This is a genomic window from Corynebacterium sp. NML180780 (assembly GCF_007786415.1).
Classification (GTDB): domain Bacteria; phylum Actinomycetota; class Actinomycetes; order Mycobacteriales; family Mycobacteriaceae; genus Corynebacterium; species Corynebacterium gottingense.
In genome coordinates, this window is the sequence record NZ_VNKN01000003.1 from 112,323 (window position 1) to 139,321 (window position 26,999).

The following is a 26,999-nucleotide window of genomic DNA, read 5'->3' on the forward strand; positions in this document are numbered from 1 at the left end:
AAGACGAAGTTCCTGCTCGCGGCATTTGCTTGACTACTGTCGTGTAACCGGAGGAGGAACCCGGTGTAACCGGGGTGTAGCCGCGGATCTGATATAACTGGTCAGGGTGTTTCGCGAAAGCCCCGAAATCTCGAGACATCGTTCCGGTTATGTCTCGGGGCTTCTTTCTTTTTGTTGCCGTTATCGCCGGGGCCCTGAGTAGGCGTTTGGCCCCCTGTACTGCATTCTCGCCATGCCGGTATCGGTATCTGGCGAAGCGGGGCGCACCGGCTTCATTGGCGGTAGTGATCCTGGAATCCATCACTCCTCCGGCACATTCATCGTGCGAGGGTCAGCGGGGTAGTCCCCACCCCAGCGCACCTCTGAGCACCCGCTCCATGACCCCACCGAAGTCGTATACGGACGTGCCTGCGTGCGGACCAGCACGAAGGAGGTAGCGCGACACGTGCACGCCGAGCAGCACCGTTGAGAGGTCGATGACGGCCTCATACGCGCTTGCGGTGGTGGGGCGGGGTGCCGCGCCTTGATTTTTCCGCCTCAACGAGAATCTCCCTCTCGATGTATCCGGTGACAGGGGCTCGGGTGTCCTTGTCGTTGAAGACGAGACGGAGGGTAGCGAGCACCTGCTCTTTGTGGATGAGGGACGCGTCGAGCACGCAACCCGCAACGAAGTACTGGAACGCACCGGAGCGGATTCGATGGAAGACGCATTGTTGGCGGTGATGGGACGATGAGGGTGACGTTAGCCGTCGCTAAGCGAGTGCTCACGCAGCTGCATCGGGACCCGCGAACCTTGATGCTGGTCTTCGTGGTGCCTTCGCTGCTGATGGCGCTGCTGTGCTGGATTCTCATTGATACGCCGATGCTTGGGCGGATCGCGCACGCTCTCTTTGCACTGCTCCAGTTCTTGGTGATGCCGGGCAACAGACGGATGCTCCGCGTGTCCACAGAGGTAGACCACCCGACCACACGTCAACGCTGCCTGACAGAGTACTGCAACCTTACTCAAAGTTCGGTTACACTCACCAACATGAAACGAGGACTCGCCAGCACGCTCCTGCTCGCCTCCGGCCTTGCCATCAGCGCATGTGGCGCCCCGAATGCGGCACAGGATTCGCCCGAAACCGTGACGGTGAAACAGACCGTCACTGAGTACGAGGGGCCGACGCCCGCCGAGACGGCACCACCGGCCGAGGAGGCGGCCCCGGAAGCCCAGCCGGAGCAGCCCGCGCCCGAGGCTGCGCCGGCACCTCCGGCGGGGAATCACAACATCAATGTCGGCCAGGTCGGCGGCGATTGCGGAACAACCGATTCCGGAATTCCGATCAAGGCAGGCTCGGCGACCTCGTGCGAATTCGCCGCCGCGATGTTCGATGCCGCACTGCAAGCCACATTCACTGTTACCCACGTGGCGTCCTCAGAGGTTACCCAGGTGCCGCATGCAGCGGTCACGGTCGCAAGCCCCGTCACCAAGGAGACGTACAACCTTGACTGCCGTCTGGGCAGCGACTGGGCAACGGTGACCTGCGAAAAACCCGAAGACCGGACCGTGAGCGCTTGGTTCACCCCCGAACTCCCAGACCGGATGAGCAACTACGTCGACATTGTCGAGAACTACGGATAGCGCCCCCCGGGAGACCGGCGGGGGTCCGGGGCGGCCGTGCCGGATCGTATACGTCGAGGACGCGGGGCGCCGATAAGCTGCCGCTAGAACTCAGCCGGCATGATGATCCAGGCGGCGAGGTAGGCCAGGAACATCGGGAAAATGCCGAACAGGAGCAGGATGACGGCCAACACACGGATGACGGTGGCGTCCATGTCGAAGTAGTCGGCGAATCCGCCGCACACGCCACCGATCATCTTGTTGGTCATGGAGCGGGTCAGGCGCTTCGGGGCCTGGTTGGGGTTGTAGCTCTGGTAGGTCATGATCGGTCCTTTCTCTCAAATCCTTGTCGGTACACCACCCATTAAACGTGCCTGGGAGGCGGCCGACAACGGGGTTTCCCCGGAGATACACCCCGATCTTTGACCCCTAGGGGGTGTTGTACGGGCGAGCGCGCTCCGTCATCGGCTGCGCACCGCGGTAGTCGGCGTAGCCTGGGACGTTGGTGACGTCCATGATTCCTTGGAAGAACTGCTTCAGCGCGCCAACGGTGCTGGGGTCCATGTGGTCAAACACCACTCGGCGGACACTTTCCACGTGCTCGGGGGCGGCCGACTCGAGGCGGCTCATGCCCTCCGATGTCAGGCACACCAGCACTCCCCTGGCATCTCCGGGGCTCTTCTCCTTGGTCACCAAACCACGCTTTGCCATCCGCGTGACCTGGTGGGAGGTCCTGGAGCGGTCCCACTCCAGCTCGCTGCATAGGTCCCGCAAACGGAGCGCCTGGTTTTCCGCCTCCGAGAGTGTGACCAGCACCGAAAACTCGGACGAGGAAAGGTCGGACTCCGCCTGCAACGTGTCGTCCAGCACGCGGGTGACCTTTCGCGACGCAGCGAGCATGAGGCGCCAGAGTTCCTGCTCTTCGTCGTTCAGCCAGCGGGCATCGTGTTTCATACTCTGCACCATAGCGGATGTGACTGCCCTAACAAAATAAGTGAATTCAGTTCGGGCGCTCCCGCTCCTCTCCTTTCCGCTAGTCCGCTTCCCCGCCCGCGAATGCGCTCCCGGCCTGTTTGAGCTCGTCGATGTGGACGGTCCGCGCAGCGGCGACGCGGTCGAAGCGCTGCGGGAAGCACGTGAGCACGAGCACCTGCGCGGTCCTCCCCACCTGAGAAAACAGCGTGTTCATCAGGGCCAGGCGCTCCGGGTCGGTCGCACCGAGTGCATCGTCCACCACGACCGGCACCGGCGCGGAATCCCCCTCGGTGGACACGAGGTCCGCAATGGCAAACCGTGTCAGCAGCGCCAGCTGTTCCTTCGCGCCGCCAGACAGGGAGCTCAGCGGCACGGTCTGCTCGCCGATGGAGCGGTCCGTAATCTGCAGGTCGTCGCCGAAGTTGAACGCAACGTCCTTGCCGTAGATGATGCTGGCCCGTTTGCGCACCGCGTCGCTGAAAGGCTTGGTGTACTTGGCGCGCGCCGCGTCGCGGTGCGCGTGCAGCGTCTCCCGCAACAGGCGGATCGCGTCCGCGCGACGGGTCGCCTTGGCAAGCGCGGTCTCCGCCTTGTCCAGCACGGCTTCGGCCTTGTCCGCCTTCTCCGCGGCGCCCGCCGCCTGTTCGATCCGGCCGCGCAGCTCGGTGATGCGAATGGTGGCCTCGTGCTTCCGTTTCTGCATATTGGCAACCCTGGACTGCTCGCCCTCAAGCAACGTCTGGGTGAGCTCCACGTCCGCCTCGGCCGCGGCGGCGGCGAGCTCGTCGGCGTCCTGCTTTGCCGATTGCAGCGCCGCGGTCGCTGCCGCGAGCGCCTCGTCGAGCGCCTGCTGCGTCTGTGCGGTTTCTGCCGCCCGGAACTCCTTGTCGGCGTTGGCCATCTCGTTCGCCTTCGCCTCGAGGCGGGCTTCAAGCACCGCGAGTTCCTTTGCCGCCTTCTGTTCCGCGTAGGGCTTCAGCGCTGCCTCGGCGTGGTCCGCTTCCTGCTCGGCCTTCGCCAGCGCGGCGCTGGCCTCCTTCACAGCCGCCTCCGCGTCGGGCTCGCTGATCTCACTCCTCGCGCTGTCTGCCGCGTCGGCCAGTTCTTCCAGTACCGTCACGAGGCGGTCGCGCTCCGCGACGAGAGTATCGCGGTCCGTGCCCGCAAGCACGTCCTCGCGCCGTCGGCGCGCGGCCTCCACCTTGGACTCGTGCGCCTTGTACGCGTCGCGCGCGTCGCGCATCGCGTCGACGGACTCACACCCGGCGTCTTCCAGCAGGCCGGCGAGCGCCTCCTCCGCGTCCCGGACCGCCTCGCGGGGGTCCTTCGCCCCCTGGGCTGCGCGGTAGGTGAGGTCGTAGCCGCCGATGGCCAGCTGTGTGCCGTCGAAAAGCTGCACCTCGGTGCCCTCGTCAACGCGCACCTCCCGCCCATCAACGTCGATGGTGCCCTGCTTGCCCGCGATGGCAAGCTTTGCCGACGCCGCGTCGCGGAGCTTCCGCTGCAGCGCCACCTCGTTTTCTGCCGCCTCCGCGGCGCGCACCGCCTTCTCCGTGATCTCCTTGCTCGGCGCCTGCTCCAGCAGCTCCTTGTAGGCCTGCTCCGCTTCGTCAACGCGCGCGAGGTGCGCCTTGAGCGTCTCGAGGCGGTGCGTCGCGCGAGCGACGTCGCGGCGCTGCTCCGCCTCCTTCACCGCGGCCCGGGCGCCGACGAGCGCTTCGCGGGCCGACGCGGAGGCGGTGCGAAGCTGCTCCAGCTTGGCGGCTTCCTCCTCGCTCGCGGTTCGTGCCGGCTCGAGGGATCGTTCCAGCTCGGCGTGCTCCGTGCGCAGGGTATCGACGCGCTCGGCCAGCGCGGCACGCCCGGCCAGGTCCTTCTCGGCGCGCTGCACCTCAATTGCCGCCTGCGTGTACTTCTTCTGCGCGTCCGCCACCTTTTCGGCGAGTTCCTTCGCCTTGGTCGCGTCCTCTTCGCGCTCGGCCAGGTCGGCCTGCGCCCCCGGGAGCTCCGCGTCGACCTGGGCGATCTCCTCCTCGCGGCGCGACACCTCGTCCACAAACGCGCTGAGGCGCTCCACTTCGGCGACGCACGCATCGCGCGATTCCGCAGCGGCCTCCACGTCCTTTTCCAGCTGCTTCACCGCCTTCTTCGGCTTCGGCGGCGTGCTGTTGGACCAGTACTTGGCGTACTCCTCCTCCACGGCCTGCATGAGCTTCGTGTCCTCGGTGGCGGAGTCGCCCTGCTCGCCGCTGCCGTCGAGCGCCCTGGTGATCGAGGGCACGCCCGCGGCCGCAACGGCTGGGTCCAGGTCTCCCTGGCGGAGGAAGAGCGTGTCCATAAGCGAGCGGTCCAGGTGCTCGTCCAGGATTCGGAACAGCTCGTCGTCGGCCTTCCTGCCGGAGAAGTTTTCCCGGCGCGGCGCGCGGACGGTCAACTCCGCCTTCTTCGACTTCACCCAGCGCTTGTGCACCACAAAGGACACTTCGCCCACGGTGGCGTCGAGCCAGACCTCGGGCCCCACGTCCTTGCCCACGGGCGCGTACTTTTCCACCTTGTTGCCGCCGGCGGTATAGCGCTCGCGCAGCACCAGGTCGAGCGCGTCCAGGATGGTCGACTTGCCCGCCTCGTTCGGCCCGTGGACGATCACCACGCCCGTATCGGGCAAGTTCTCCAGCTTTAGGTGGTCGATGGCGCGGAAGTTCTTGATTGTCAGGGAGTGGATTCGCATTTGGCTACTTCGCCTCCTGGGAGAATCGGAACAGCAGGTTGACGGCGTCGCGCGCGGTCGGATCGCCCTGCGCGGCCTCGCCGACGAGCTGGTGCATCGCCTGGCTGGCGTAGCCGGTCAGCGGGAGGTTGTCCAGCTCTTCCTCCCCCGGCTCAAGGTGCAAGTCCATAAGCCGGTCCCGCTCGTACAACGCGGCGAACACCGGCTCGAGCGCTGCCAGTTCGCGCGCCAACGTGCGGGTCGCTTCGAGCCCCAACGTTCCGGTGAGCGCGTACTTAATCACCGTGCGGTCCTTGTCGGGGTACGCCCGCAGCTGGTCGATGACCTCGGCGACGTCGTCGGCGTCGGTCACCTCCCAGCCGAGCGCGTCGAACGTCCAAATCCCGGTGCGTACCTTGTCCACGGACACCTCGGAGGCACCGCCGTCCTTGGTCACCGTGACCACCAGGGCGTTGCCGGAGTCGGATTCGCCGCCAGCCACAGCGCCCGAGAAGCCCGAGGAGCCCGCGGGGCCCGAAGTGCCCGAGCGCTCCGCGTAGTCTGTGGTTTCCGGGGCTCCGGAGAACCACACCTTGCCGGAGGAGCCCAGCGAGGCCGTCGAGTGCGAGTCACCCAGGGCGACGTAATCAATCACTCCGCGCGAGAGAGCATCTTCGAGGGGGTCGAGGTGGATCAAGGCTTCGTCATCATCCGTGCCAAAGCCCTCCACCTGGCCATGGCCGACGAGGATGCGGACCCGGTCCGAAGGCTCGAGGGCGCGGACCGCCTGCGCGCACAGGTCGTCCGAGGGGTATTTGGTCAGCAGCGGCGCGCCGACAATGTCGACCCCGTCGACCGCCTCTACCGGCTCCGAGGATGAAAGGACGGTGACGTTGTCGATGTCCTCCGTGCGGCTAAAAATTGAATCCGCAACGAGCGGATCGTGGTTGCCAGGGAGTAAGAAGACCGGGACCGGCAGGCGGCGCAGCGCCTCGAGCGCGCGGCCAAGCGTGCGTTCCTCCAGCGAATTATGTTCGAAGACATCGCCGGCAATCACAATAAACTCCGCGCCGCGATCGCTCGCCAGGTTCCCCAGCGCGTCGATGGAGCGCTCCCGAGATTCGTCAAAACGAGCCTGGGCCTCGGGGCTTAAGAACTTTCGGGTCATACCGATCTGCAAATCGGAGCTATGGATAAATGTTGTGTGCGTCATGCTTTACACAACTACCAGGCCGACCGGACACCCGCCCTACCAGCATAGAATATACATTCCAAAACACCATGCTGAGCAGGCAGTTTAATCGGTGGTGAGGTCATCGTACAGCTCGGTGATGTCAGAGACCGCGCGCAGCTGATCGATGTTGGTAAAAGACACCGTCTGCATCGCCCGGTGCAGCAGCCCCGTGTCCGAATCATCAATCATCGGGGCCACCTTCGGGTGCGGCAGCGGCGGCAGGTCCCGCCCAGCCCAGAAGTACTTGGATCCCGGCTCGGTGTTCTCCCGCGCGATGGACGTCGCCTCCTCGCGCACCGCCTGCTCCACCGACGCCATGCTCAGGTCGCGCAGCGTAAACACCAGCGACGGCGTGGTGTGCACGCGCGACGCCGCCACCTGGGCCAGCGCCACCGCGTGCTTGCACACGGACGCGCTGTCCGGGCACGTGCAGGAGAAATACACCTCGTTTGGGCTGGAGAAAAGCATCACGTCGAGCACTGTGTCCGGGAAGTCGCCTTGCATCGCGCGCTCGAGCGCTCCCGGGTTGCGCGCCAGCTCGCCGACCGCAACGCGCACCTCGCGCGGCGCGCGGAACGGCAGCATCATCGAGACTTCGAACGGGTAGTTTTGGCTGCCTACCACGGAGGCGTTGATCCGCGCGTTGTTGAACTCCAGGTTCACCACGTGGCCCTTGGAAGCGTAGTCGCGCCCGCGGTTCGCCCGGCCCAGGTCCGTCTTGCGCAGCGCCGCGTTGACCACGCGCTGCGCGGGCGCCGACATCGTCGATACAGCGCGCGCGGACAGCACCTTCTCGCCGGTCTCCTCCGCGGACGAGACGCGGCGGCGCTCGCCAAAGTTGGCGTAGATGACGTTGTCCTCGCTCGGACGCTTCTTCCCTGCCACTTACTCGGTCCTCCCTCGGAAGCTGATCAGGCGGGCCAGATCCTCGGTGTCCAGCTCCGTGATCCACCCCTCGCCCTCACCGACCACCGCGCCGGCCAGGTGCATTTTGCCGTCCAAGACGTCCTGAATGGACTCCTCCATCGTGCCCTTGGTGATCATTTTGTACACCGTCACGTCCCGGCGCTGCCCGATGCGGAACGCGCGGTCTGTCGCCTGGTTCTCCACCGCCGGGTTCCACCACCTGTCCATGTGAATCACCACGGAGGCGGCGGTGAGATTCAGCCCGGTACCTCCGGCCTTCAGGCTGAGCAGCATCGCCCGCGGCCCGTCGTCGCGCTGGAACTGCTCCACCATCGCGTCGCGGGCGCTCTTGCCCACCCCGCCGTGCAGGAACGGCACCTGTTCGCCCAGCTGGTCCGACAGGTACGGCTGCAGCAAGTCGCCGAACGCCTTGTATTGGGTGAAGATCAGGACGCGCTCGTCGCGCTCCACCGCTTGGTGCAGGAGCTCCATGAGCTTGGTTACCTTGCCCGAGCGGTGTGCGCCCCGGATGGTCACCGGCGAGCCATCGCCGAGAAAGTGGGCCGGGTGGTTGCAGATCTGCTTGATGCGCGTGATCGTGGCCAGCACCAGCCCGCGGCGCGCCATCCCTTTGCGCTGCTCGAGCTGCTGCTTCATCTCGTTCACCAGCGCCGTGTACAGGGCCGCTTGCTCCTGCGTCATCTCCACGGCGACGACGTGCTCGCTCTTTTCCGGCAGGTCGTCGATAATCGCGGCGTCCGTCTTCACGCGCCGGAGGATAAACGGCGCCGTGAGCCGCTGCAGCCGCTCGCCCATCTCATCGGCCAGGCCTTCGTCGCGCCGGGACTCGATCGCCTTGGCAAAGTGGTTGCGGAAAAACGCCTGCGAGCCCAGCATCCCCGGGTTCACAAAGTCCAGCAGGCTGCGCAGCTCGGACAGCTTATTTTCAATCGGGGTACCCGTCAGCGCAATGCGGTGTCGCGCGGGGATCGCCCGCACGCTTTTCGACGCCTGCGTCCCCGAATTCTTAATCGCCTGGGCCTCATCGCACACCACGTGATCCCACTGCACCCGGGCCAAATCCGTGAAGTCTCGCCCGACCACGCCGTAGGAGGTAATCACCAGATCCGCCTCGTCTGCCTTGGCAAACAGCTCGTCGCCCTTGGACCGGTTCGCGCCGTGGTGGACCACCACCTTCATCCCCGGGACGAAGCGGGCGGCCTCGCGCGCCCAGTTGCCCACGACCGAGGTCGGGGCAACCACCAGCGTCGGCCCGGTGCGGCGGCCCGCCGCCTCCTCTACCGCGAGCAGGGCGAGGAGCTGCAGCGTCTTGCCCAGCCCCATGTCGTCGGCAAGCACTGCCCCGAGGTTGTTGCGCGACATGTAGTAGAGCCAGTCCACGCCGCGACGCTGGTATTCGCGCAGCTCCGCGTGCACTGCCTCGGGGATGTCCACGCGCTCCGGGGCGGGCCGGTCCTGGCCGCCGACGAGCGAGGTAAACCACGTCGAGCCGGAGAACTCCACGGGCGATTCCGTCGCGGTCTCGAGCGCGAGTTGGCGCAGCTCGGCGGCGGACACCTGACCCTTGGTCTCGTCGTCGGCGTACTCCTCGTAGCGCGAGCGGGCCTCGTCCGCCAGCTTGCGCAGTTCCGCGGCGTCGTCCGAACCGGCGGCCTCGGCCAGCTTGGCGCGCGTCTCAGCGGCCTCCGCCTCCAGGCGCGCCTTGTCGGCCGAGCTGCGCTGCAGCCGCTTCATGTACTGCTTGGTGCGCGACAGGTCCTTGCCGTCTGCAAGCACCCACTCGCCGCGCAGCTTGACCAGGCCGGACTTGGAGCGAACCAGCTTTTCCATCTCCTCGTCGGTCAGCTCCATATCGCCGAGGGAGACGCGCCAGTCGTATGAGACGAGCGTGTCAAAGCCCATCATGGTCACGGTGGAGGAATCGTACGGGTTCTCCGGGCGGGTCACGTGCAGCTTCGCCGAGGTCTCCGCCGTGGACCACGCCTTGGGCAGCATGACGGCAAACCCGGCCTGGCGCAGCTTCGACGCCTCTGTCTCCACGAACCGGACAATCTCCTCGGTGGAGAGGAAGCTATCCCAGTCCCCCCGATTCCGGTCTCGGATCGCCGACCCCTGGCGCGGGTGCCGGCGGGAGTCCACCAACTCCGTGACGTCAATCGCCGCCTCGATGGACTCGCGCAGTGTCTGCGCGGTCTGGGCATCGAAGTCGGACAGGCGCGCGGGCCGCGGGGCGTCCGTCCCGGCGCGCACCTGCACACGCACGGGCCACTGCAGGTCCTCCGCTTCCTCTGCGGCGTCGGCGTCCTCCGGCTCGTCCTCGGGGGCCTCCACGAGGAACACCAGCTGCAGGTTCACCGCGGTAATGGAGCCGCCCCACTCGTTGATCTGCTGCACCAGCGACGCGTTCCCGCGGCGCAGCGGGGTGCCAAAGACCAGCGACGCCACGAAGTCGTGCCACGGGTAGGGCCGGACTCTCGACGGCACGCCCACCGACTGCAGCCGCGCTGTGGCGATCCAGTGCGTCAGGGTCTGCGCGAGATCCTCGCTCAGGTTGGGGTTGTTCAGCGACAGCACGCCGGGGGCGGCGGCGATCATCTCCGCCAACCAGCCGCGCTCCTGCACCCCGGTACCCAGCTGCCACTGCGCATACCAGTTCCCGTCGCGCCGGGGCACGTGGATGGTCACCCGGCCCGCGCGCACGAATTGGCTCAGCCCCAAGTACGCGCGGACCAGCCAGCGCAGGTCCGGGGCGATCGTCTCGCGCTGCGCCCCGGTGCTGAGCATCGAGCTTTCGTCCAGATGCGCCAGCGCGGCGAGGAACTCGATTGCGGTGCTCGGGGAAAACGTCGCCGTCGGTGCGCGCAGAATCGCCTCTTTGCCCTTCGGCGTTTGCAGCTGCAACCGCTGGCGGCCGCGAAAGTGGTTCTTGCTCAGCAACGATTGCACGTGTGACGGGAATGTCCCGTCGCGGACGGCATCAATCGTGACAACTCTGTGGCCAGAGACCTGCTCAATCCAAATATTGAGCCCGGACTCCGGCAGCCAAAGTCCGTGGAGCAGGTATTCAGGCATACCCACCCTTATACCACTCCGAGGAATTTTCCGGGCTCGCAGGTTCGCTCGCCGGCGCGGACGACCACACGTTTCGTCCAATCCCCCACATTGCACATCTGTGCTGCGTTACGCTTTTTCCAACTCATTACCTAGTTACCCCCAAGGAGATGCACGTGACTGAGAGTTTCTGGCTCGTCATGGCCATTGTGATCTACTTCGGTGTCATGGTAGCAATCGGGTTCTACTCGTGGCTCCAGACGCAGAAGTACGACGATTATGTCCTCGGCGACCGCGGACTCAACCCCTTCGTTGCCGGCCTTTCGGCTGGCGCATCAGACATGTCCGGCTGGCTGCTCATGGGACTTCCCGGCGCGCTCTTTGTCTCCGGCATGAGCGAGCTCTGGATTGTCATCGGCCTGTTCCTGGGATCGTGGGCCAACTGGAAGTGGGTCGCGCCGCGCCTGCGCGCCTACTCCGAAGTATCCAACAACTCGATCACGCTGCCCAGCTTCTTTGAAAATCGCACCCGCGACACCTCGCGCGTCCTGCGCATCGTCGCGGCCGTGATCATCATCTTCTTTTTCACCTTCTACGTCTCCTCCGGCATGGTCTCGGGCGGGCGCTACTACGAGTCCACCTTCGGCGGCAACTACCTGGTCGGCATGCTCATCGTCGGCTCGATCACGGTCCTCTACACCTTCATCGGCGGGTTCCTTGCGGTTTCCTACACCGACGTGGTCCAGGGCGGACTCATGTTCCTCGCCCTGCTGGCCGTGCCCATTATGGCGCTGGTCGCCGTGGACAACCCGGGCGAGATCTTCTCCTACGCCACGGACCACGCCTACGGCCCGTGGCCGGAGGGCAACCTCAACTACTTCAACCTGGTCGCCGGGGTGTCCGCCGCGACCATCATCGGCAACATCGCTTGGGGCCTCGGCTACTTCGGCCAGCCCCATATTGTCACCCGATTCATGGCGTTGAAGTCCCCCGCGCAGGCGACGTCGGCGCGCCGCACAGGCATGATCTGGGTGGCCATCTGCTACGCCGGCGCGGTCTTCACCGCAATGGTGGGCACCATGTTCTTCTCCCAAACCACGCACTCGGTGACGGACCAGTCCGGCTACGAGACCGTCTTCTTGGACCTCGCCCGCATCCTTTTCCACCCGCTGCTCGCCGGCTTGGTGCTCACGGCCGTGCTGGCCGCCATCATGTCCACCATGTCCTCGCAGCTGCTCATCACTTCGTCGGCGCTGGTGGAAGACCTGTTCCGCATCTTCCGCAAGGATCCCAGCCACACCACGCTGCTCGTCGCGTCTCGCACCATGGTCGTCCTCATTGCCATCGTCGCCATGATCATGGCCGCCCGCCCCTCCGACACCATCCTCGGCCTCGTCGGATTCGCGTGGGCCGGGTTCGGTGCGGCCTTCGGGCCGGTTGTTTTCGCGTCTCTCTACTGGCGCCGCCTCACCGCGCCCGGCGCGATCGCCGGCATGATCGTCGGCGCCGTCACCGTGTTCGTGTGGGGCTCGACTGAGGTGCTCGCCGACACCATCTACGAGATCGTCCCGGGCGTCATCCTCGCCACCGCAGCGATGGTGATCGTCTCGCTGGCCACGAAGCCGAAGCCGGGCGTGGAGTCTGAGTTCGACCAGGCCATCGCCGTCACCGAGTACGCCGTGCGCCACCCCGAGGCCACGTTCGAGGACGCGCTCGGCGCCACGCAGCGCGCGAAATAATTTCCGCGGCGGTGGGAACCGGTGCCGCCCCGCGCGCGTCTAACAAGGTATGCGCTATTACCTTGCCCTCCTCACCGTTGCCACACTGTTCATCGCCCCGTTTCCCACCCCGCGCTCGCACATTGTGGCAAGCGCCGGGCCGCCGCGGGCCACCGTGCTCGGCTACTCGCGCGAGGAGTTCGGGCAGGGCTGGGCGGACACCGGCAACGGGTGCACCACCCGCACGGAGGCGTTGGCGGTGGCGTTCGGCGGGGATGGTGTGGCGTCGATAAGCTGCTCGACCCCGCACACGAGCTGGGGCGCCGCGCCGATCGACGACCCCTACACGGGCACCGCGATCACTCCCGCGGACGTCGAGCTCGACCACCTCATCCCGCTGTCCGCCGCGTGGGATCTCGGCGCGCACGCGTGGCCGCGTCGCACACGCATCGCCTTTGCCAACGACCCGCGCAACCTCGTCGTCGTGTCCGCCGCGGCGAACCAGGAGAAGTCGGACCAGCTGCCCAGCGAGTGGATGCCGCCCGCACGGAGGAAGCGGTGCGCGTACTCGCACCGGCTCGCGGACGTGGCGCAGGCGTATCACCTCGCGCTTCCCGCCGAGGATGTGCGCGCTATGCGACGCTCATGTGCAGGGTTTTCCGGCCTCACCGGCGCCCGCTCGCTGAATGGCTCCCAAGTCCATGTGCAAAACGCTGGCCGCGAACTGTGACGATCGTGCACGTGTCCATTACAGTAAGTCACCATGGTTACCTTTTTCACCGCCCTGCACGTCGTGGCCGCGATCATTCTGCTCGGCCCCGTCGTTGTGTCTACGTCCATGTTCCCCAAGCAAGCCGCAGAATCGCGCAACGGCGGCGAGGAAGCAACCGGCCGCGCATCCGTCCTGCACAAGGTGACGACCACCTACGGCATGCTCTCCGTCCTGGTCCCGCTGCTCGGCGCGGTCGTCATGGCCTCCGACTGGGGCACCTACAAGACCAACTACTTCCTGCACACCGCGATCATCCTGTCCGTGATCGCGTGGGGCCTGCTGTTCTTCCTGGTCATCCCGCAGCAGCGCAAGATGATGGGCTCGCTCGGCGCGCTCTCCCCTGCGGAAGGCGACGCCTCGGACGTTGCGCCGAACTCTGAGAAGGCCAAGGCCACTGCCACCGCTGGCTCCGGCATCTTCAACCTGCTCTGGCTGCTCACCTTCGTGCTGATGTTCCTGCCGGCGCCGGTCTAACCCACCCGGAACGCATCTGCCCCGCCTCGCGCGGGGCTTTTTCGTGCCCCTGAACGCGCGGCTACTTCATAAAGGCCTGGGCAAGCTGGGCGAGCAGCGGCACCACGACAGCGAGGATGGGCACCACGATGGCCAGGATCTCGCCCGGCGACTTCTCCGAGCTGGACGCAGCGCCGGACTCAGCACTAGACCCGTTCTCCGAGGATCCGGACGAACCGGCAGTGCTCTTATCAATGACGCCGTCGTACAGCCCGGCCTCGTCCAGGCCGGCGGCGGCGAAGAACTCTCGGCTGGCCTGCTCGGAGGTGATCGCGCGGCCGTCGCGAGGCGCTGCTCCCCATCCCATCGGCTTCCCCTTCACGTGCACCGGGCCAAGCCAGGCCTCGCCGACGCTGTTCGGGTCCGCCGGGCCGACCGATGTCACGCCCAAGAAGCCCTGGCCCTCCACCCAGATCGGGCCACCGGAATCGCCCTGCTTCCACGTGGATCCGCGCAGCGTGAAACTCTCGTTCACCGCGCGGTAGAAGGTGCCGCAGCTGATTTCATCGGTGCCCAGGTGGGACGTTTCGCCGTGGTAGCACACCTTCGCCCCGCGCTTTACCGCGGACGGAGCCACGATCGTATCCCCTGAGTAGACGTTGTCGCCCAAGCGCACGTCGCGGTCCCACTCGATATAGCCCCAGTCGTTAGAGAAGGCCCCGTCGTACTTGGTCGACGGCCGGAACGTGCCCATGTCCTTGGACTGCTTCCCGGTGGCGCGGTCCACGAGGTGGACGCGGTCACCCTCCTTGCCGCAGTGCGCGGCGGTGTAGCTGATGCGCTGGTCCTTGTCGTTGCAGCCCAGGGTGCACCACCCGATGCTCGTCCCGATGGCCATGCCCTGAACGGGCGAGTCGAGCTGCGCGGCCCCTGCCGGGGCGGGCACGAGCAGGGTTGAGGTGAGGAGCGCGGCGGCGAGCAGGGAACGGGAAGAAGACATGGGGTCCACCTAGCATTGGAGAAAACTGGAAGCGAACTGCAATTCGCCCGAATATCTCCTAAGTGTAGTGCACAGAGGCCGGTTCCGGCAGGCCGAAGCGGGAAAATACCCCAAACACAGTACTGACCGCCCGGCGGAGCAGCTCCCCCGCCGGACCGACCGAGGACCCGCCGCGCGACACCGGGGCAGCCAGGTTCTCCATGTACAGCCCCATCAGCTGCGTTTGCGACACCGCCGGGCCGTCGCTTGGCACAACGCCAACGACGAAGTTGGCGCCACCGACCACGGGGAGCTGGCGAGCCGCCCACTGGCTGGAAATCACGCCGACGAAGCCGCGCCCCGGCACCCACACGGGCCCGCCGGAGTCGCCGGCGCGGGTGAGCGGGGCATCCACAAAGAACGTGTTCCCCACCGAACCCGCGAACTTTCCGCAGGTCTCGCCCCCGCCGCCGTGGCTGGTGTTGCCGTGGTAGCACACCGGCTCGCCGAGCGCGATGTCGTTCGGGTGCACCCAGCCGTTACCCGAGTACCCATTTCCCCCGATCGCCACGCCCGGGTCCCACTGGATCGCCGCCCAGTCATTGCCCAGGCGCGAGTCGAACGCCTTCGAGCGGAAGAACGTTCCGACGGGGCCGCTCGACGCGCCGGTCGCGGGGTCCACGATGGCCACCCTGCCGCCCTCGCGCCCGCAGTGCGCCGCGATCAGGCTGCGTTGGTGCGCGGGATCGCTGAAGCCCACCGTGCACTTTCCCCCGCCCTCAACGACCACCACGGAGCCCTGCGCCACCACCGGCTGGGCAGCGGCGGGCTGCACGCTTATCGACGCCACCGCCATCGCCCCGAGCACGCACCCCACAACGGCTCGCGCCACCCGGCTTCCTGACGGCGCTGACAGTCCTGTCAGCGCGCGATGCGTTCCCCGGTGAAGTCCGAACATGGCACCCTTTCGCAGTGGAGGCAGTGAAGTCCATCTCACTCTACTGTGCGGGTGTGGTCTGCATTGGAACCACCCCGGAAAGCGCAACGGGGCCGGCGAGCGCTGTGCTCACCGGCCCCGTTTCCGCAGCAAGGGCCTAGTCCCAGTGACGCTTACCGCGCCCGCCCCTGTCGCGGCGATCGCCGCGGAACTTGTCCCGGCGATCCTTGTGGTCGCCGAAGCCACCGCGGCGCCCGCGACCGCCTCGGTCGCGCGGGGGTGCGCCGTGATCGCGCTGGATGTTAATCAGCTGACCGGAAATCCGGGTGTCGGAGAGCCGGTCCAGGACCTTCTTGTCCAGCTGCTTCGGCAGCTCCACCAGGGTGAAGTCTCCACCGATGGTGATGCGGCCGAAGTCCTTGGAATTGAGGCCACCCTCGTTCGCCAGCGCGCCGACGATGGCACCCGGCCGGACGTGCTGGCGCTTGCCCACATCCAGGCGGTAGGTGTCAAAGTTGTCGCTGTCGTTGTGGCGGCGCTTGCCACGGCCCCGATCGTCACGGTCGTCACGTCCGCGACGGCCGCGCCCACCACGGTCGTCGCGATCCCAACGGTCGCGATCGCGCCGGTCGCGCTTGTCCTTCGGCGGCTCCTTCATGAGGAACTCGTCGCCCGCAAGCGCCTGCGTGGCGAGCGCTGCGGCGATGTCATCCATCGGCACGTTGTTCGCCGCCGAGTACTCGCGCACCATGGATTTGAAGATCTGCAGGTCGGACGCCTCGAGGGATTCGGTGATGGAGTCCATGAACTTCGCCTTGCGGCTCTCGTTGACCTCGTCCACGGTGGGCAGGTCCATCTCTTCGATCTTCGCGTTGGTCACGCGCTCGATGGAGCGCAGCATGCGACGCTCGCGCGGGGTGACAAAGAGGATCGCCTCGCCGGACCGACCCGCGCGGCCGGTGCGGCCGATGCGGTGGACGTACGACTCGGTATCGTTCGGGATGTCAAAGTTGAGCACGTGCGAGATGCGCTCGACGTCGAGGCCGCGGGCGGCGACGTCGGTGGCCACAAGGATGTCCAGACGGCCGTCGCGCAGTTGATCCACCGTGCGCTCGCGCTGCTGCTGCGCAATGTCGCCGTTGATGGCGGCGGCGGAGAATCCGCGGGCGCGCAGCTTCTCGGCCAGCTCCTCGGTCTCGTTCTTCGTGCGGACGAAGACGATCATCGCCTCAAACTCGGTCACCTCAAGGATGCGGGTGATCGCGTCGAGCTTGTTGCGGTGCGCCGTGAACAGGTAGCGCTGCGTGATGTTGGTGTTCGTTCGGGTCTCCGACTTGACGGTGACCTCTTCGGGGTCGTTGAGGTAGTCGCGGGAAATCCGGCGGATCGCCTTCGGCATTGTCGCGGAGAACAGGGCCACCTGTTTCTCGTCCGGCGTGTCCTCCAGGATGCGCTCGACGTCCTCCTGGAAGCCCATGTTGAGCATCTCGTCGGCCTCGTCCAGCACCAGGAAGCGCAGGCTGGAGATGTCCAGCGAGCCCTTCTCCAGGTGGTCGATGACGCGGCCCGGGGTGCCCACGATGATCTGCGCGCCGCGGCGCAGGCCAGACAGCTGGATGCCGTACGCCTGCCCGCCGTAAATCGGCAGGATGTGCACGCCGCCCAGGTGGTCAGCGAAGGACTGGAAGGAATCGGACACCTGCAGCGCCAACTCGCGCGTCGGCGCGAGGATGAGTGCCTGCGGGTACCGCTTGCTCGTGTCGATGCGGCTCAGGATCGGCAGCGCAAACGCTGCGGTCTTGCCCGTACCGGTCTGCGCCAGGCCGACGACGTCGCGGCCCTGCATCAGCAGCGGAATCGTCTCCGCCTGGATTGCGGACGGCTTTTCAAAGCCGACCTTCTTCACTGCCGCGATCACGTTGTCCGGCAGGCTCAGCGTGGTGAAGCCGTTTTCCGGCTCTGCATTCTCCTCGCTGGACTCGTTCGGCGTCGTTGCTTCGGTTGCTTCAGTATTTACGTTCTCGGTGGCTTCTGCAGTCTTCTGCACAGAAGCGCCGGTGTGCTCAGAGGAACCCGCATCCCTGGTGTCTTCTGCAGCGGCAGGCTCAACTGCGTCCGCTGCGACATCCTGCGGGGTGTTCTGAGTTTCCGACAAGTTCATATCCGGCCCATTTTCGCTGCCGGTCGCGTTTTCGGAATTGCTCATTGCTTCACCAGCGTACGCCACATGGAGCCCCAGGACTATTCCGCAAGTTGGCCATCCGCACCCGGCGCTGGCGTTTCCACCCCCGTTTGGCTGCAACTCACTACACCCACCCAATGTGACATGTCCCGCAATAGCGCAGTAGTGTTTCCCGCATGACTTCACCGCTCGCGCTGACCCTGGTCGGGTTGGACATCATCCTCGTCACCGTCGGCGTGCTCCTCAAAGGCAAAATGCACCCGATTATCGCCATGACCCTCATCCCGATCATCGGCGCGCTCATCACCGGCTTCGGCATCGGTGACATCACCGACTTCTACGGCGAAGGCCTCGAGCGGGTCATGGGGGTGGTTGTGATGTTTATCTTCGCGATCATCTTCTTCGGCATCCTTTCCGATGTCGGCCTCTTTGACCCCGTCATCACCGCGCTCATCCGCGCCACCCGTGGCCAGGTCGTGCTGGTCACCCTCGGCACCGCCGCGATCGCGATCGTCGCGCACCTCGACGGCTCCGGCTCGACCACCTTCCTGCTAACCATCCCGGCGCTCCTCCCCCTGTACAAGGCGATGCGGATGTCCAGATACGTGCTGCTCACCCTCGTCGCGCTGTCCGCGTCCGTGATGAACATGATCCCGTGGGGCGGCCCCGTCGGCCGCGCCGCCAGCGTCATCGAGGCCACCCCCAACGAGATCTGGGCCCACCTCCTCCCCGCCCAGGGCATCGCCATCGTCCTCGTCTTTCTTGTCGCCGCAGGCTTCGGCCTATCCGAGAAGCGCCGTATCTCGAAGCGATCGCTTCACGACGCCACCGCCACCGTCGACGTCAACGCCATCGCCGAAGAGTTCCGCCGCTCCCAGGCGGAGGAGCGCGCCAAATTCAACCTCACCCCGCGCACCGGCACCTGGGTCACCGCGATCAACGTCATCGTCACCCTCGCGCTGATCGGCGTCCTCGTCTCCGGCATCACCTCGCCCGGGCCGGCGTTTTTGGTGGGCACGGCGCTGCTGCTCATCACCAACTTCGCCACCCTGGACGACCAGAACGACGTGCTGCGCCGCCACGCCCCGACCGCGCTATCCATGGCCGGCGTGATCCTCGCCGCCGCGATGTTCCTTGGTGTGCTCGACGGCACCGGGATGCTCGAGCAGATCGCGCTCTCGCTTATCTCGGTCCTGCCCGCGTCCGTCGGCGCCTACATCCACGTCATCGTCGGCCTGCTGGGCGTGCCCCTCGACCTGGCCACCTCCACGGACGCCTACTACTTCTCGGTCCTGCCCATCGTGCAGGAAACCTCCGCGGCGTTCGGCGTCTCCGGCATGGGCGCGGCCACCGCCATGATCGTCGGCAACGTCATCGGCACGTTTGTCAGCCCGTTCTCCCCCGCCCTGTGGCTGGGCCTCGGGCTGGCCGGTGCCAACATGGGCAAGTACATCCGCGTCGCGTTCCCGCTGTGCTGGGGCTTCTCGGTCGTCCTCGTGCTCGGCGCGTTTGCGACCGGGATGATGGCGTAATAGGCCCTTCCGATCACCCGCCGCAAAACAGGAACATTGCCGTACTATGTGCGCATGCGTAAAACTTCTTCCCTGCTAGCTTCAGTCCTTCTGCTCGCCCTCCCGCTGTCCGCCTGCGGCAGCGGCGACAGCGACAGCAACGCATCCCAGGATGCGTCGAGCACCACGAGTTCCCGGTCCGATGAAGAGGTGATCGCCGCGTCGCAGGCGGCGCGATCGTCGTCAAGCGCTGCGAAGTCCGCGTCCTCCGCCGCGGCCGCCTCCTCCTCTGCCGCTGCCAAGACCGAGCCGACGACCTACAAGGCGATTGCCACTGACGACCCCCAGCCGATCGGCACCAAGTGCGGCGAGATTGTCAACGCGTACGGCGAGCGCCTCGAGGTGATCGTGGTGAAGGACGGGACGTCCTGTAGCGCTGGCCAGCACGTCATGGAGGAATACAAGGCCGACGATTACGGCGCGGACGCGGACCGCTTCCACAACTGGACCTCCGAAGAGGGCTGGCACTGCTCCATGGACTGGCTGCTCCCCCGCGAGCTGGACACGCACTCGCAGGGCCGCATGACCTGCCAGGACGCCGACCTGCTCGACCCGTCCGACGACCCAGACAACACCGACGAGACCTCGACGCGCGGCAACGCGGCGCGCTTCGGCGAGCCGCGCCACCAGGTCGTGGCCATGTACCCGCAGGAGGCCACCGAGGCCGTCGACGAGATTCCGCGCTAAAAAACGCCGCGGGAACACACAGCCCGCTTTATAGTTTTTCGTATGCACGCACGTCGTTGGGCCACGACCGTTCTCCTGGTGTCCGCTTCCCTCGCACTCGCCGCCTGCGGAGGGGGCGGCGGGGAACCTGGCGCCGACGGCACGACCTCTGCGACCTCTGCGACCGCGGCGAGCACGGAAGCCGTGACCAGCGATGCACCCAGCGCGGAGTCCGAGGCACCAGACACGAGTGCCGCGGAGGCGGAGCAGGCCGACCTCTACACCGTCGTCGACCCGGAGCGGTTCCTGCTCGGTACCGCATACGTCATCGGCGGCGACGGCGACCGCTGGTTCCACGACTGCTTCATCAAGACAGCGGAGCTCAACTCCGAATCTGATTCGGGGACCTATTGCCACGCGGACTTCGCCGACCCCGTGCCCCCGACCGAGGAGGACTACGGCGTTCCCAATCCGCCGGCTCCGAACGTGATCAACTGGGACGAGGACGGCGGGCGTTTCAGCACGGCGTATTCCCCCGGCGCCGAGCTCCACCCCGGCACCCAGCGCCTCAGGGAGGGCGAGCAGGTGACGGTCGACGGCCTCACCGTCACCCACCTCCACGGCGGCGGCTACCGGCAATGTCTGCGGCACCGTCGAGAGTTCGATGGGTGGCTCGTACCAAATCATCGCCTTGGAGGACGGCACGACCTGTGAGAGCGCCCTTGCGGCGATGCGCGGCTACGTCGACGCCTACAGAAACGGCGAGGTCGAGGGCCAAGCCGGGTTCTGGACCGCGCCGAACGGCTGGGGCTGCGCGAACGGGTGGTTCCTCCCCGGCGACGAGCAGATCCGCGCCAATGCCAAGAACACGTGCAGCGCGTCGGACCGCGCCGGCAACCCCGCCCAGGAGGGATCCGGCGCGGTGGTCGCGCTGCGGCCTGACGACGTCGCCCGCTTCTAGCCGGCCCGCCCCAGAAATCTCGTGCGTGTTACCCAGGCCACAGTTACACTGAGAGCCGTGACACACTCACTGACACGCAAGGTCCTTCCCCTCGGTGCCGCGGCGGCGTTGACGTTGGCGTCGTGTAGCGCTGCGCCAGACGACGCTCCCGAGACCGAAACCACCACCACAGAAACCACCGCGTCCAGCGAGACCACCGACTCACGTCCACCCGAATCCACGACCAGCACCAAACCCACCACGACGGAGGTCCGCGAGGTCTCGCCCGAGGAGCTCGCCGGCCTCACTGAGGTCCCCGCGGACACGTTCAAGGCCACGCCAGTGACCTTCGCCGTCGGCTTCCCTGGGGTCGGGACCAAGGGCTGCATGGTCCCCACCGAGCGCATGGCGCCCAGCTACACGCAGGGCAAGGACGAGATGTTCCAATTCAACTGCGACATCGGCATCGAAGACCCCGCAAACCCGGCGCGCGAATACGACACCCCGCCGGAATCCGGCGAGCGCGCACTGTCCATGCAGTACGAGCCGACGGTCGGCTTTTACACCTTCAGCAGCCAGGAGCCGATCCACAAAGACGAGTACACGAAGGATTACCCGGAGCTGCAGGTCGGGCAGAAGGTTGCGCTGAGCGGGTTTACGCTCGCCCGCCCGGCAGAAGACACCGTCGTTATCCAGCGTGGCGTGCACAGCCTCACCATTTCCAACGGCAACACCGCGGTGCACAGCCCGCCGGCGGAAAGCGTGCAGCACGGCGAGCCGAACCCGGACTTGTTCGACCTCGCCAACACCGCCGCGCCCGAGGGCACGCCGTGCAACGTGGTCAGCGCCTCGGACACCGAAACTGGCGAGACCCACCACTTCTCCCTCATCGCGCACGCCGACAACACGGACTGCACCACCACGTTTGATGTGGCCCAGCGTTTCATCACTGCCTTGCAGGCCGGCGAGGTGCAGCCGCCGACGATGGAGTGGTCCTCGCCCGACGGCTGGTCGTGCAGCATGGACTATATGCTGCCGGGCACGCACACCGACGTGCTCAACGCGGCCCCGCTGTGCCGGAATGAAGGCGGCGGCGTCTTCGTCATCGCCGGTACCGAGATGCTCTAGCGCTGTGTCGCTTCTCGACGCCACCGCTCAAGCTTCAGCCGCGCGGCCAGCCCACAGCCGGAACGCGGCTTGAGGTCGAGGTGTCCGCCGTGGGCGCGCGCGATGGCGTCGGCAAGCGAAAGCCCCAACCCGTGCGAACCCGCGACGCGCCCGGCTCCCCTCACGAACGGCTCTTTGAGCCGCTCAACCTCGCGTTCGCCCAGCTCGGGGCCGTCATTATCGACGCCCACCTCAACGCCCCCATCCGCACCCCTCACCACCACCGTGGCGGTGCCCGGCGCGCCGTGCTCGACCGCGTTGGCGACGAGGTTACCCAGGGCCTGGCGCAGCAGCACCGCGTCGCCGGCAACCGTCGCCGCGGCGGGATCGACGCGCAGCGCGACGCCGTACTGCGCGCACACCTCCTCGCACAGCGCGGCCACGTCCACCTGCTCGCCGCGCACGCTGCCGGGCTGCGCCGCCTCGGCGCGCGCGAACGCAAGCAACCGCTCGACCGTTTCCCCGGCGCGCGCGTTGACCTCGCGAATCCGGCGCAGCGCGGTGCCACCCTGATTCCCCTGCATGAGCGCGACGTCCGCAACGGTCTGGATCGTGGCGATCGGGGTTTTCAGCTCGTGCGAAGCGTTGGCGGCGAAGCGGCGCTGCGCGTCGAGCGAGGCTTCCAGCGAGTCCAGCATCTGGTCGAAGGCGCGGGCCAGGTCGCCGACGTCATCGGCAGGCCCCTCGTAGTGCATGCGCTGGCTGACCTCGCCGTCGGAGACCCGGCGCGCCACCGTGGCGAGCCGGCGCACGGGCGTGAGCACGTACCCAGCGACAAACCAGCCCACCGCCCCCGCAAGCGCGGTGAGCAGGGCAAGCGCGATCAGCATGGTGACGAGCACGACGGTGATGATGTCGGCGGGGATGGGCATGGCGGCGTCGATAAGCACTCCCTCCGGCCCTGGCAGAGAGACGTGCAGCGGCACCGGTGTGAGCGCGAGGTATGCGCACACGAGGGCGGTGAGCGCCGCGCCGGCGGAAAAGACGGTGGCGACGAACACAAGGGTCAGGCGCAGGCGCAGCGTCACGGGCGCGCCTCCTCCGCGGCGTAGTATCCCGCGCCGGGCTGGGTGTGGATGATCCAGGGCTGGCCCAGCTTGCGGCGCAGGTGCGAGATGGTCACGCGCGGCGAGTTGGTAAATGGGTCGGCGAACGCGTCCCACGCCTCCTCGAGCAGCGCCTCGGCGGACAGGACCGCGCCGTCGGCGGCGAGCAACGTCTCCAGCACCGCGAATTCCTTCGGACTCAGCGCGATCGGCGCGCCCGCGCGGGTCACGGTGCGGCGCGCGGTGTCCATGCGCACGTCCGCGCAGCGCAGCACGTCGGCCTGCGGCGGGGTGTGGCGGCGCATGAGCGCGTCCACGCGCGCGAGCAGCTCGGGCACCTCGAAGGGTTTGGTGAGGTAGTCGTCGGCGCCAAGCGCGAAGCCGCCAAGCCGCTCGTCCAGCGCGCTGGCCGCGGTGAGCATGAGCACGCGGATGTGCGGGTAGTCGGCGCGGATGCGGGCGCAGACCTCGTCGCCGTGAACGCGCGGGAGGTCCCGGTCGAGGACCACCACGTCGGCGGATTCGAGCATCTCGAGCGCCTGCGCGCCGTCGTAAGCAACCTGGGTCTGCAGGCCGTGCGCGGCGCAGGCGGCGGCGATGGCATCGGCGAGGTAGGCCTCGTCTTCCACAACTAACACGTTGGACATGCGGGTCAGTCTAACGCCGGTGGGCGCGGGCGAAGCGCGCGTTAACGCTCTCGCAACACGGCAGTTTTTAGCGTGTGTGCCATGACGACTGCTTCCAGACTTCCCCCGCCCACGCGCATCGCGGGTCTCGACGCCGCCCGCGCCGTCGCACTTGCCGCGATGATGTGCGCGCACCTGACCGATTCGACCTCGCCGTGGCTCTACGGCTTCCCGTCGGCGCTGTTCGCGGTGCTCGCTGGCGTGTCGATGCAGGTCTCGTCGCGCGCCACGGGCGGGGTGGCGCTGGCGCGTCAGCGCCACCAGGCGATGCTGCGTGGCGCGGCCCTGCTCGCCCTGCACGTCGTGCTCACCCCGCTGACCGGCACGATCGAGGTGGTTCTCGGCGCGTTCGGCGCCTGCTACCTCGCACTCGCACCGGCGCCGCGCTGGCGCACGCGCACGCTCGCGGCCCTGTTCGCCGCGCTCACGCTCGCCTCGGCGCTGCGCCTCCCGCTCGCGGTCACCGCCCCGCCGTACCCGCTGTTCGAGTGGGCCGCGCTCATGGTCGCCGGCCTGATCGCGGCGCGCCTGCGCCCGCGCGTGTGGCTCGCAGCGCTCGGCTTCGCGCTCGCCGTCGGCGGCGTGTGGGCCCGCTCGCTTATCGACGCCCACCTCCACCCCTTCCTCAACCCCAATGGCCACACCGGCGGCCTCATCGCCATCCTCAGCGAGGTCGGCTGCTCCCTGGGCGTCCTCACCGTCTGCCTCATCGTGTTCCGGCGCTTCTGCCCGTACCCGCTGCAGGCCCTGGGCCGGATGCCGCTGACGGTGTACTGCCTGCACGTGACCACTGCGGACCTTGTGCCGCCCGGCGCGGCATCCGCGGCCGTGAGCATCGCCGCCGCGTGCGCGCTTGCGTCGGTGTGGCTGCTGCGCTTCCCGCGCGGCCCGCTCGAAGAAGCCCTGCGCGCGTTCACCCGGTCGCTCTCGCGCCAGGACCTACCCCCGCGACCACTTCCCACCACACTTACCAAAGGAGCATAACCATGCGAATCTCCACCTCCACGATCCCCGCCGCCGCTGCGCTCGTCGCAGCGCTCACGGCGCTGGCCGCCACGCCCGCCGGAGCGCTCGAATCCGACACGTTCGCAGTCGATTCCCCCGACACCGCGTCCGAGGGCGCGAGCGTCGTTTCCGTGCGCACCGCCAACGACGACCCTGCCGACGGCGTGTGCACTGGCACCGCAGTCGCGCCGCACTGGGTGGTCACCGCCCGCCACTGCATGGACCACCTGCCCACCGCCGGCGGGTCGGTGCGGACCGGCGAGGGTAACGCGCAGCGGACGGTGGCCGTGGATCGGTGGCTCACCGCGCCCCAGGGCGACATCGCGCTGCTGCACACCGCCGATGACCTCGGCCTGGACCGCTACGCCACCGTGGACACCGAGGTCCCCGGCCCCGACACCGCCGCCCGCGTCTATGGCTGGTCCTCCGACGGCTCGGGCGCCACGACCCGCCTGCCCGTCACCGACGCGACCGTCGAGGGCGCAAGCCCCATGGCGCTTTTCGACGCCCACCAAGCCCTCACCGTCGCGCTCGCCCAGGGAGCCGGCATCCAGGGCGGCGACTCCGGCGGCCCCGTCTTCCGCGACGGCAAGCTCACCGGCGTGCTCAGCGCCGGACTGTTCGTGAACCCGGACGACCCGGAGGAAGTCGCCATGGACACCAACGCGGCCGCCTCCGCTGCCCCGCTCGGCGACGCCGCTGCATGGATCAACGACGCAATCGCCGACGACCTGCGCGACGCTGATGCCGCGGCGGACCCCGGCGCCGGCGAGGCGAACGCGACACCGTACCTCATCGCCATCGCGGTGCTGCTCGCCGTGGCGGCCGGTGCGTCGGTGGTTGCGCGGCGGAGGGGGCACGGAGGCGTCGATAAGCAATAGGCCGAACCCCACATTTGGCGAGGCTCAATGTGGCAATATGCTGTAAAAGCCCATTGTTTCGGACAATTTTATGGAAGGTGGCTCAGCGCCGATGTCCACGAGCTCCCCAACACCTGCGAAGACCGCACGCAAAGCTCGAGGCCTCAGCCACCGACACATCCACTTCATCGCGCTCGGCTCCGCCATCGGCACCGGCTTGTTCTACGGCTCGGCCGGCGCGATCCAGGCCGCTGGGCCGTCCGTCCTGCTGGTGTACCTGCTCGGCGGCGCGGTGGTGTACTTCATGCTCCGCGCGCTCGGCGAGATGAGCGTGCGCCACCCCGTCCGCGGCTCCTTCGCCGTGTACGCGCGAGAGCACCTCGGCGGGCTGGGCGGCTACATCACCGGCTGGATGTTCGCCTTCGAGATGATCATCGTGTGCCTGGCGGACCTCACCGCCATCGGCATCTACATGAAGTTCTGGTTCCCCGGCTCGCCCGCCTGGGTGTGGATCACCGCGACCCTGTTGGTCATCGGCGCCGCCAACCTGGCCAGCGTGCGGTGGTTCGGCGAGCTGGAGTTCGCGTTCACGCTGATCAAGGTCGTCGCCGTGGTGGCCATGATCGTCGGCGGCGCGGCCGTCCTCGCCTTCGGGCTGGGCACGCACCCCGAAACCACGGGGCTTGCCAACCTGTGGAACGACGGCGGCTTCTTCCCCAACGGTCCCGAGGGCATGATCGCCGCGTTCATACTCGTCCTCTTCGCGTTCGGCGGCACTGAGATCATCGGCGTGGCCGGCACCGAGGCCGACGACCCGGACCGTTCCATCCCCAAGGCCGTGAACACCGTGCCGGTGCGCATCCTGTTGTTCTATGTGCTGGCCATCCTGGTCATCCTCATGCTCAACCCGTGGCGCACCATCACCGGCGACGAGTCCCCGTTCGTGCAGATCTTCTCCACCCTCGGTGTGAACTGGGCGGCGGGCCTGCTGAACCTGGTGGTCATCACCGCAGCACTTTCCGCCATCAACGCGGACCTCTTCGGCACCGGGCGCGTGCTCACCGGCCTGGCTCGCGAGGGACTCGCGCCCCGCGTGATGGCGCGCACGGTTCGCGACATCCCCGTCATGACCACCGTGACCCTGCTCATCGTCCTGGTCGTGGGCGTTGTCCTCAACGCGCAGTTCCCCAACGTCTTCGAGACGATCGCCGCGCTCGCCACCTTCGCCACCGTCTTCGTCTGGCTGATGATCCTCATCGCCCACCTCGCCTCGCGCCGCCGCATGACGGCCGCCGAGCAGCGCGCGCTGCACTTCCCGGTCCCGTTCTGGCCTTACGGCCAGTGGTTCGCCGTGGCGTTCATCCTGTTCACGTTCGGCATCATGGTGTGGCTGCCGCAGTACCACGTCGCCCTCGCCGCCGGCGTCGTCTTCCTCGTCGTCATGACGGGCATGTACTTCGTCACCGGCCGCCCGAAGGCGATCGCTGCGGCGCACACGGAGGAAGACTTCAAGTAGGGCT

23 protein-coding genes are annotated in these 26,999 nt (G+C 67.1%); 12 read left to right on the top strand and 11 right to left on the bottom strand.

Going from position 1 to position 26,999, the window contains the following annotated elements; translation table 11 throughout:
• Positions 1-760 precede the first annotated feature (760 nt).
• Positions 761-1,624: a hypothetical protein gene (locus FPP74_RS02770; protein WP_255456041.1), complete on the top strand. Its 864-nt coding sequence runs from the start codon at positions 761-763 to the stop codon at positions 1,622-1,624.
• 83 nt (positions 1,625-1,707) lie between these two features.
• On the opposite strand, the gene FPP74_RS02775 is transcribed toward FPP74_RS02770, so the two are convergent.
• The 6 genes from FPP74_RS02775 to FPP74_RS02800 form a co-directional block, all read right to left on the bottom strand.
• Positions 1,708-1,926 (bottom strand): PspC domain-containing protein, encoded by a 219-nt coding sequence (locus FPP74_RS02775; protein WP_095275938.1) that lies wholly within the window; start codon positions 1,924-1,926, stop codon positions 1,708-1,710.
• Between the two features lie 106 nt (positions 1,927-2,032).
• A complete protein-coding gene (locus FPP74_RS02780) occupies positions 2,033-2,557 on the bottom strand; it encodes a MarR family winged helix-turn-helix transcriptional regulator (protein ID WP_095275937.1) in 525 nt (174 codons plus the stop codon).
• A gap of 79 nt (positions 2,558-2,636) precedes the next feature.
• Positions 2,637-5,306 (bottom strand): AAA family ATPase, encoded by a 2,670-nt coding sequence (locus FPP74_RS02785; protein ID WP_144717084.1) that lies wholly within the window; start codon positions 5,304-5,306, stop codon positions 2,637-2,639.
• A gap of 4 nt (positions 5,307-5,310) precedes the next feature.
• Positions 5,311-6,498 (bottom strand): exonuclease SbcCD subunit D, encoded by a 1,188-nt coding sequence (locus FPP74_RS02790; protein ID WP_144717085.1) that lies wholly within the window; start codon positions 6,496-6,498, stop codon positions 5,311-5,313.
• Between the two features lie 84 nt (positions 6,499-6,582).
• The gene (locus FPP74_RS02795; RefSeq protein ID WP_095553112.1) at positions 6,583-7,404 is read right to left on the bottom strand and encodes a hypothetical protein; all 822 of its coding nucleotides are present in this window, start codon (positions 7,402-7,404) and stop codon (positions 6,583-6,585) included.
• Entirely contained in the window at positions 7,405-10,518 is a 3,114-nt protein-coding gene (locus FPP74_RS02800) for a DEAD/DEAH box helicase (protein ID WP_144717086.1), read from the bottom strand.
• Positions 10,519-10,667: 149 nt separating this feature from the next.
• Between FPP74_RS02800 and putP the strand changes: the two genes are divergently transcribed.
• The 3 genes from putP to FPP74_RS02815 are packed head-to-tail and all read left to right on the top strand — an operon-like array spanning position 10,668 to position 13,461.
• Positions 10,668-12,236: a sodium/proline symporter PutP gene (gene putP, locus FPP74_RS02805; RefSeq protein ID WP_144717087.1), complete on the top strand. Its 1,569-nt coding sequence runs from the start codon at positions 10,668-10,670 to the stop codon at positions 12,234-12,236.
• A 49-nt stretch (positions 12,237-12,285) separates the two neighbouring features.
• The gene (locus FPP74_RS02810) at positions 12,286-12,945 is read left to right on the top strand and encodes a DUF1524 domain-containing protein (protein WP_144717088.1); all 660 of its coding nucleotides are present in this window, start codon (positions 12,286-12,288) and stop codon (positions 12,943-12,945) included.
• Between the two features lie 33 nt (positions 12,946-12,978).
• Positions 12,979-13,461: a DUF2269 domain-containing protein gene (locus FPP74_RS02815; RefSeq protein WP_144717089.1), complete on the top strand. Its 483-nt coding sequence runs from the start codon at positions 12,979-12,981 to the stop codon at positions 13,459-13,461.
• Between the two features lie 61 nt (positions 13,462-13,522).
• On the opposite strand, the gene FPP74_RS02820 is transcribed toward FPP74_RS02815, so the two are convergent.
• The 3 genes from FPP74_RS02820 to FPP74_RS02830 all read right to left on the bottom strand — a co-directional run bounded on the left by FPP74_RS02820 (position 13,523) and on the right by FPP74_RS02830 (position 17,562).
• Entirely contained in the window at positions 13,523-14,440 is a 918-nt protein-coding gene (locus tag FPP74_RS02820) for a trypsin-like serine protease (RefSeq protein WP_144717090.1), read from the bottom strand.
• Between the two features lie 58 nt (positions 14,441-14,498).
• Positions 14,499-15,311 carry a hypothetical protein gene (locus FPP74_RS02825; protein ID WP_095548410.1) on the bottom strand — a complete coding sequence of 271 codons (813 nt, stop codon included), beginning with the start codon at positions 15,309-15,311 and terminating at the stop codon, positions 14,499-14,501.
• Positions 15,312-15,513: 202 nt separating this feature from the next.
• Positions 15,514-17,562 (bottom strand): DEAD/DEAH box helicase, encoded by a 2,049-nt coding sequence (locus FPP74_RS02830; RefSeq protein WP_144717091.1) that lies wholly within the window; start codon positions 17,560-17,562, stop codon positions 15,514-15,516.
• A gap of 152 nt (positions 17,563-17,714) precedes the next feature.
• Here FPP74_RS02830 and FPP74_RS02835 point away from each other — a divergent pair, with 152 nt between their 5' ends.
• Genes FPP74_RS02835 through FPP74_RS02855 form a run of 5 tightly spaced genes read left to right on the top strand, consistent with a single transcriptional unit; the run spans position 17,715 to position 21,843 of the window.
• Complete coding sequence (locus tag FPP74_RS02835) at positions 17,715-19,070, top strand: CitMHS family transporter (RefSeq protein ID WP_144717092.1); 1,356 nt, start codon at positions 17,715-17,717, stop codon at positions 19,068-19,070.
• Between the two features lie 54 nt (positions 19,071-19,124).
• Positions 19,125-19,796, top strand: coding sequence for a hypothetical protein (locus FPP74_RS02840; RefSeq protein WP_133063998.1), 672 nt, complete (start codon positions 19,125-19,127; stop codon positions 19,794-19,796).
• Positions 19,797-19,838: 42 nt separating this feature from the next.
• Positions 19,839-20,489: a hypothetical protein gene (locus FPP74_RS02845; RefSeq protein WP_144717093.1), complete on the top strand. Its 651-nt coding sequence runs from the start codon at positions 19,839-19,841 to the stop codon at positions 20,487-20,489.
• A 16-nt stretch (positions 20,490-20,505) separates the two neighbouring features.
• Entirely contained in the window at positions 20,506-20,736 is a 231-nt protein-coding gene (locus FPP74_RS02850; protein WP_144717094.1) for a hypothetical protein, read from the top strand.
• A 57-nt stretch (positions 20,737-20,793) separates the two neighbouring features.
• Positions 20,794-21,843: a hypothetical protein gene (locus FPP74_RS02855; RefSeq protein ID WP_144717095.1), complete on the top strand. Its 1,050-nt coding sequence runs from the start codon at positions 20,794-20,796 to the stop codon at positions 21,841-21,843.
• Here the strand turns inward: FPP74_RS02855 and FPP74_RS02860 are convergent.
• Positions 21,840-22,910: a HAMP domain-containing sensor histidine kinase gene (locus FPP74_RS02860; protein ID WP_144717096.1), complete on the bottom strand. Its 1,071-nt coding sequence runs from the start codon at positions 22,908-22,910 to the stop codon at positions 21,840-21,842. The two genes, FPP74_RS02855 and FPP74_RS02860, sit on opposite strands and share 4 nt — an antisense overlap.
• Positions 22,907-23,575, bottom strand: coding sequence for a response regulator transcription factor (locus FPP74_RS02865; RefSeq protein ID WP_095536984.1), 669 nt, complete (start codon positions 23,573-23,575; stop codon positions 22,907-22,909). Before FPP74_RS02865 ends, FPP74_RS02860 begins: the two co-directional genes overlap by 4 nt.
• Positions 23,576-23,656: 81 nt before the next feature.
• Between FPP74_RS02865 and FPP74_RS02870 the strand changes: the two genes are divergently transcribed.
• The 3 genes from FPP74_RS02870 (at position 23,657) to FPP74_RS02880 (ending at position 26,995) form a co-directional block, all read left to right on the top strand.
• Positions 23,657-24,598, top strand: coding sequence for a DUF418 domain-containing protein (locus tag FPP74_RS02870; protein ID WP_144717097.1), 942 nt, complete (start codon positions 23,657-23,659; stop codon positions 24,596-24,598).
• 2 nt (positions 24,599-24,600) lie between these two features.
• Positions 24,601-25,500: a trypsin-like serine protease gene (locus FPP74_RS02875; protein ID WP_144717098.1), complete on the top strand. Its 900-nt coding sequence runs from the start codon at positions 24,601-24,603 to the stop codon at positions 25,498-25,500.
• A gap of 91 nt (positions 25,501-25,591) precedes the next feature.
• Positions 25,592-26,995 carry an amino acid permease gene (locus FPP74_RS02880; protein WP_144717099.1) on the top strand — a complete coding sequence of 468 codons (1,404 nt, stop codon included), beginning with the start codon at positions 25,592-25,594 and terminating at the stop codon, positions 26,993-26,995.
• Positions 26,996-26,999: the final 4 nt, after the last annotated feature.

Coding starts and splice junctions, on each gene's coding strand:
- FPP74_RS02775 (WP_095275938.1), bottom strand. CDS start 1,926: ATGACCTACCAGAGCTACAACCCCAACCAGGCCCCGAAGCGCCTGACC.
- FPP74_RS02780 (WP_095275937.1), bottom strand. CDS start 2,557: ATGAAACACGATGCCCGCTGGCTGAACGACGAAGAGCAGGAACTCTGG.
- FPP74_RS02785 (WP_144717084.1), bottom strand. CDS start 5,306: ATGCGAATCCACTCCCTGACAATCAAGAACTTCCGCGCCATCGACCAC.
- FPP74_RS02790 (WP_144717085.1), bottom strand. CDS start 6,498: ATGACGCACACAACATTTATCCATAGCTCCGATTTGCAGATCGGTATG.
- FPP74_RS02800 (WP_144717086.1), bottom strand. CDS start 10,518: ATGCCTGAATACCTGCTCCACGGACTTTGGCTGCCGGAGTCCGGGCTC.
- putP (WP_144717087.1), top strand. CDS start 10,668: ATGCACGTGACTGAGAGTTTCTGGCTCGTCATGGCCATTGTGATCTAC.
- FPP74_RS02810 (WP_144717088.1), top strand. CDS start 12,286: ATGCGCTATTACCTTGCCCTCCTCACCGTTGCCACACTGTTCATCGCC.
- FPP74_RS02815 (WP_144717089.1), top strand. CDS start 12,979: ATGGTTACCTTTTTCACCGCCCTGCACGTCGTGGCCGCGATCATTCTG.
- FPP74_RS02820 (WP_144717090.1), bottom strand. CDS start 14,440: ATGTCTTCTTCCCGTTCCCTGCTCGCCGCCGCGCTCCTCACCTCAACC.
- FPP74_RS02830 (WP_144717091.1), bottom strand. CDS start 17,562: ATGAGCAATTCCGAAAACGCGACCGGCAGCGAAAATGGGCCGGATATG.
- FPP74_RS02835 (WP_144717092.1), top strand. CDS start 17,715: ATGACTTCACCGCTCGCGCTGACCCTGGTCGGGTTGGACATCATCCTC.
- FPP74_RS02840 (WP_133063998.1), top strand. CDS start 19,125: ATGCGTAAAACTTCTTCCCTGCTAGCTTCAGTCCTTCTGCTCGCCCTC.
- FPP74_RS02845 (WP_144717093.1), top strand. CDS start 19,839: ATGCACGCACGTCGTTGGGCCACGACCGTTCTCCTGGTGTCCGCTTCC.
- FPP74_RS02850 (WP_144717094.1), top strand. CDS start 20,506: ATGCGCGGCTACGTCGACGCCTACAGAAACGGCGAGGTCGAGGGCCAA.
- FPP74_RS02865 (WP_095536984.1), bottom strand. CDS start 23,575: ATGTCCAACGTGTTAGTTGTGGAAGACGAGGCCTACCTCGCCGATGCC.
- FPP74_RS02870 (WP_144717097.1), top strand. CDS start 23,657: ATGACGACTGCTTCCAGACTTCCCCCGCCCACGCGCATCGCGGGTCTC.
- FPP74_RS02875 (WP_144717098.1), top strand. CDS start 24,601: ATGCGAATCTCCACCTCCACGATCCCCGCCGCCGCTGCGCTCGTCGCA.
- FPP74_RS02880 (WP_144717099.1), top strand. CDS start 25,592: ATGTCCACGAGCTCCCCAACACCTGCGAAGACCGCACGCAAAGCTCGA.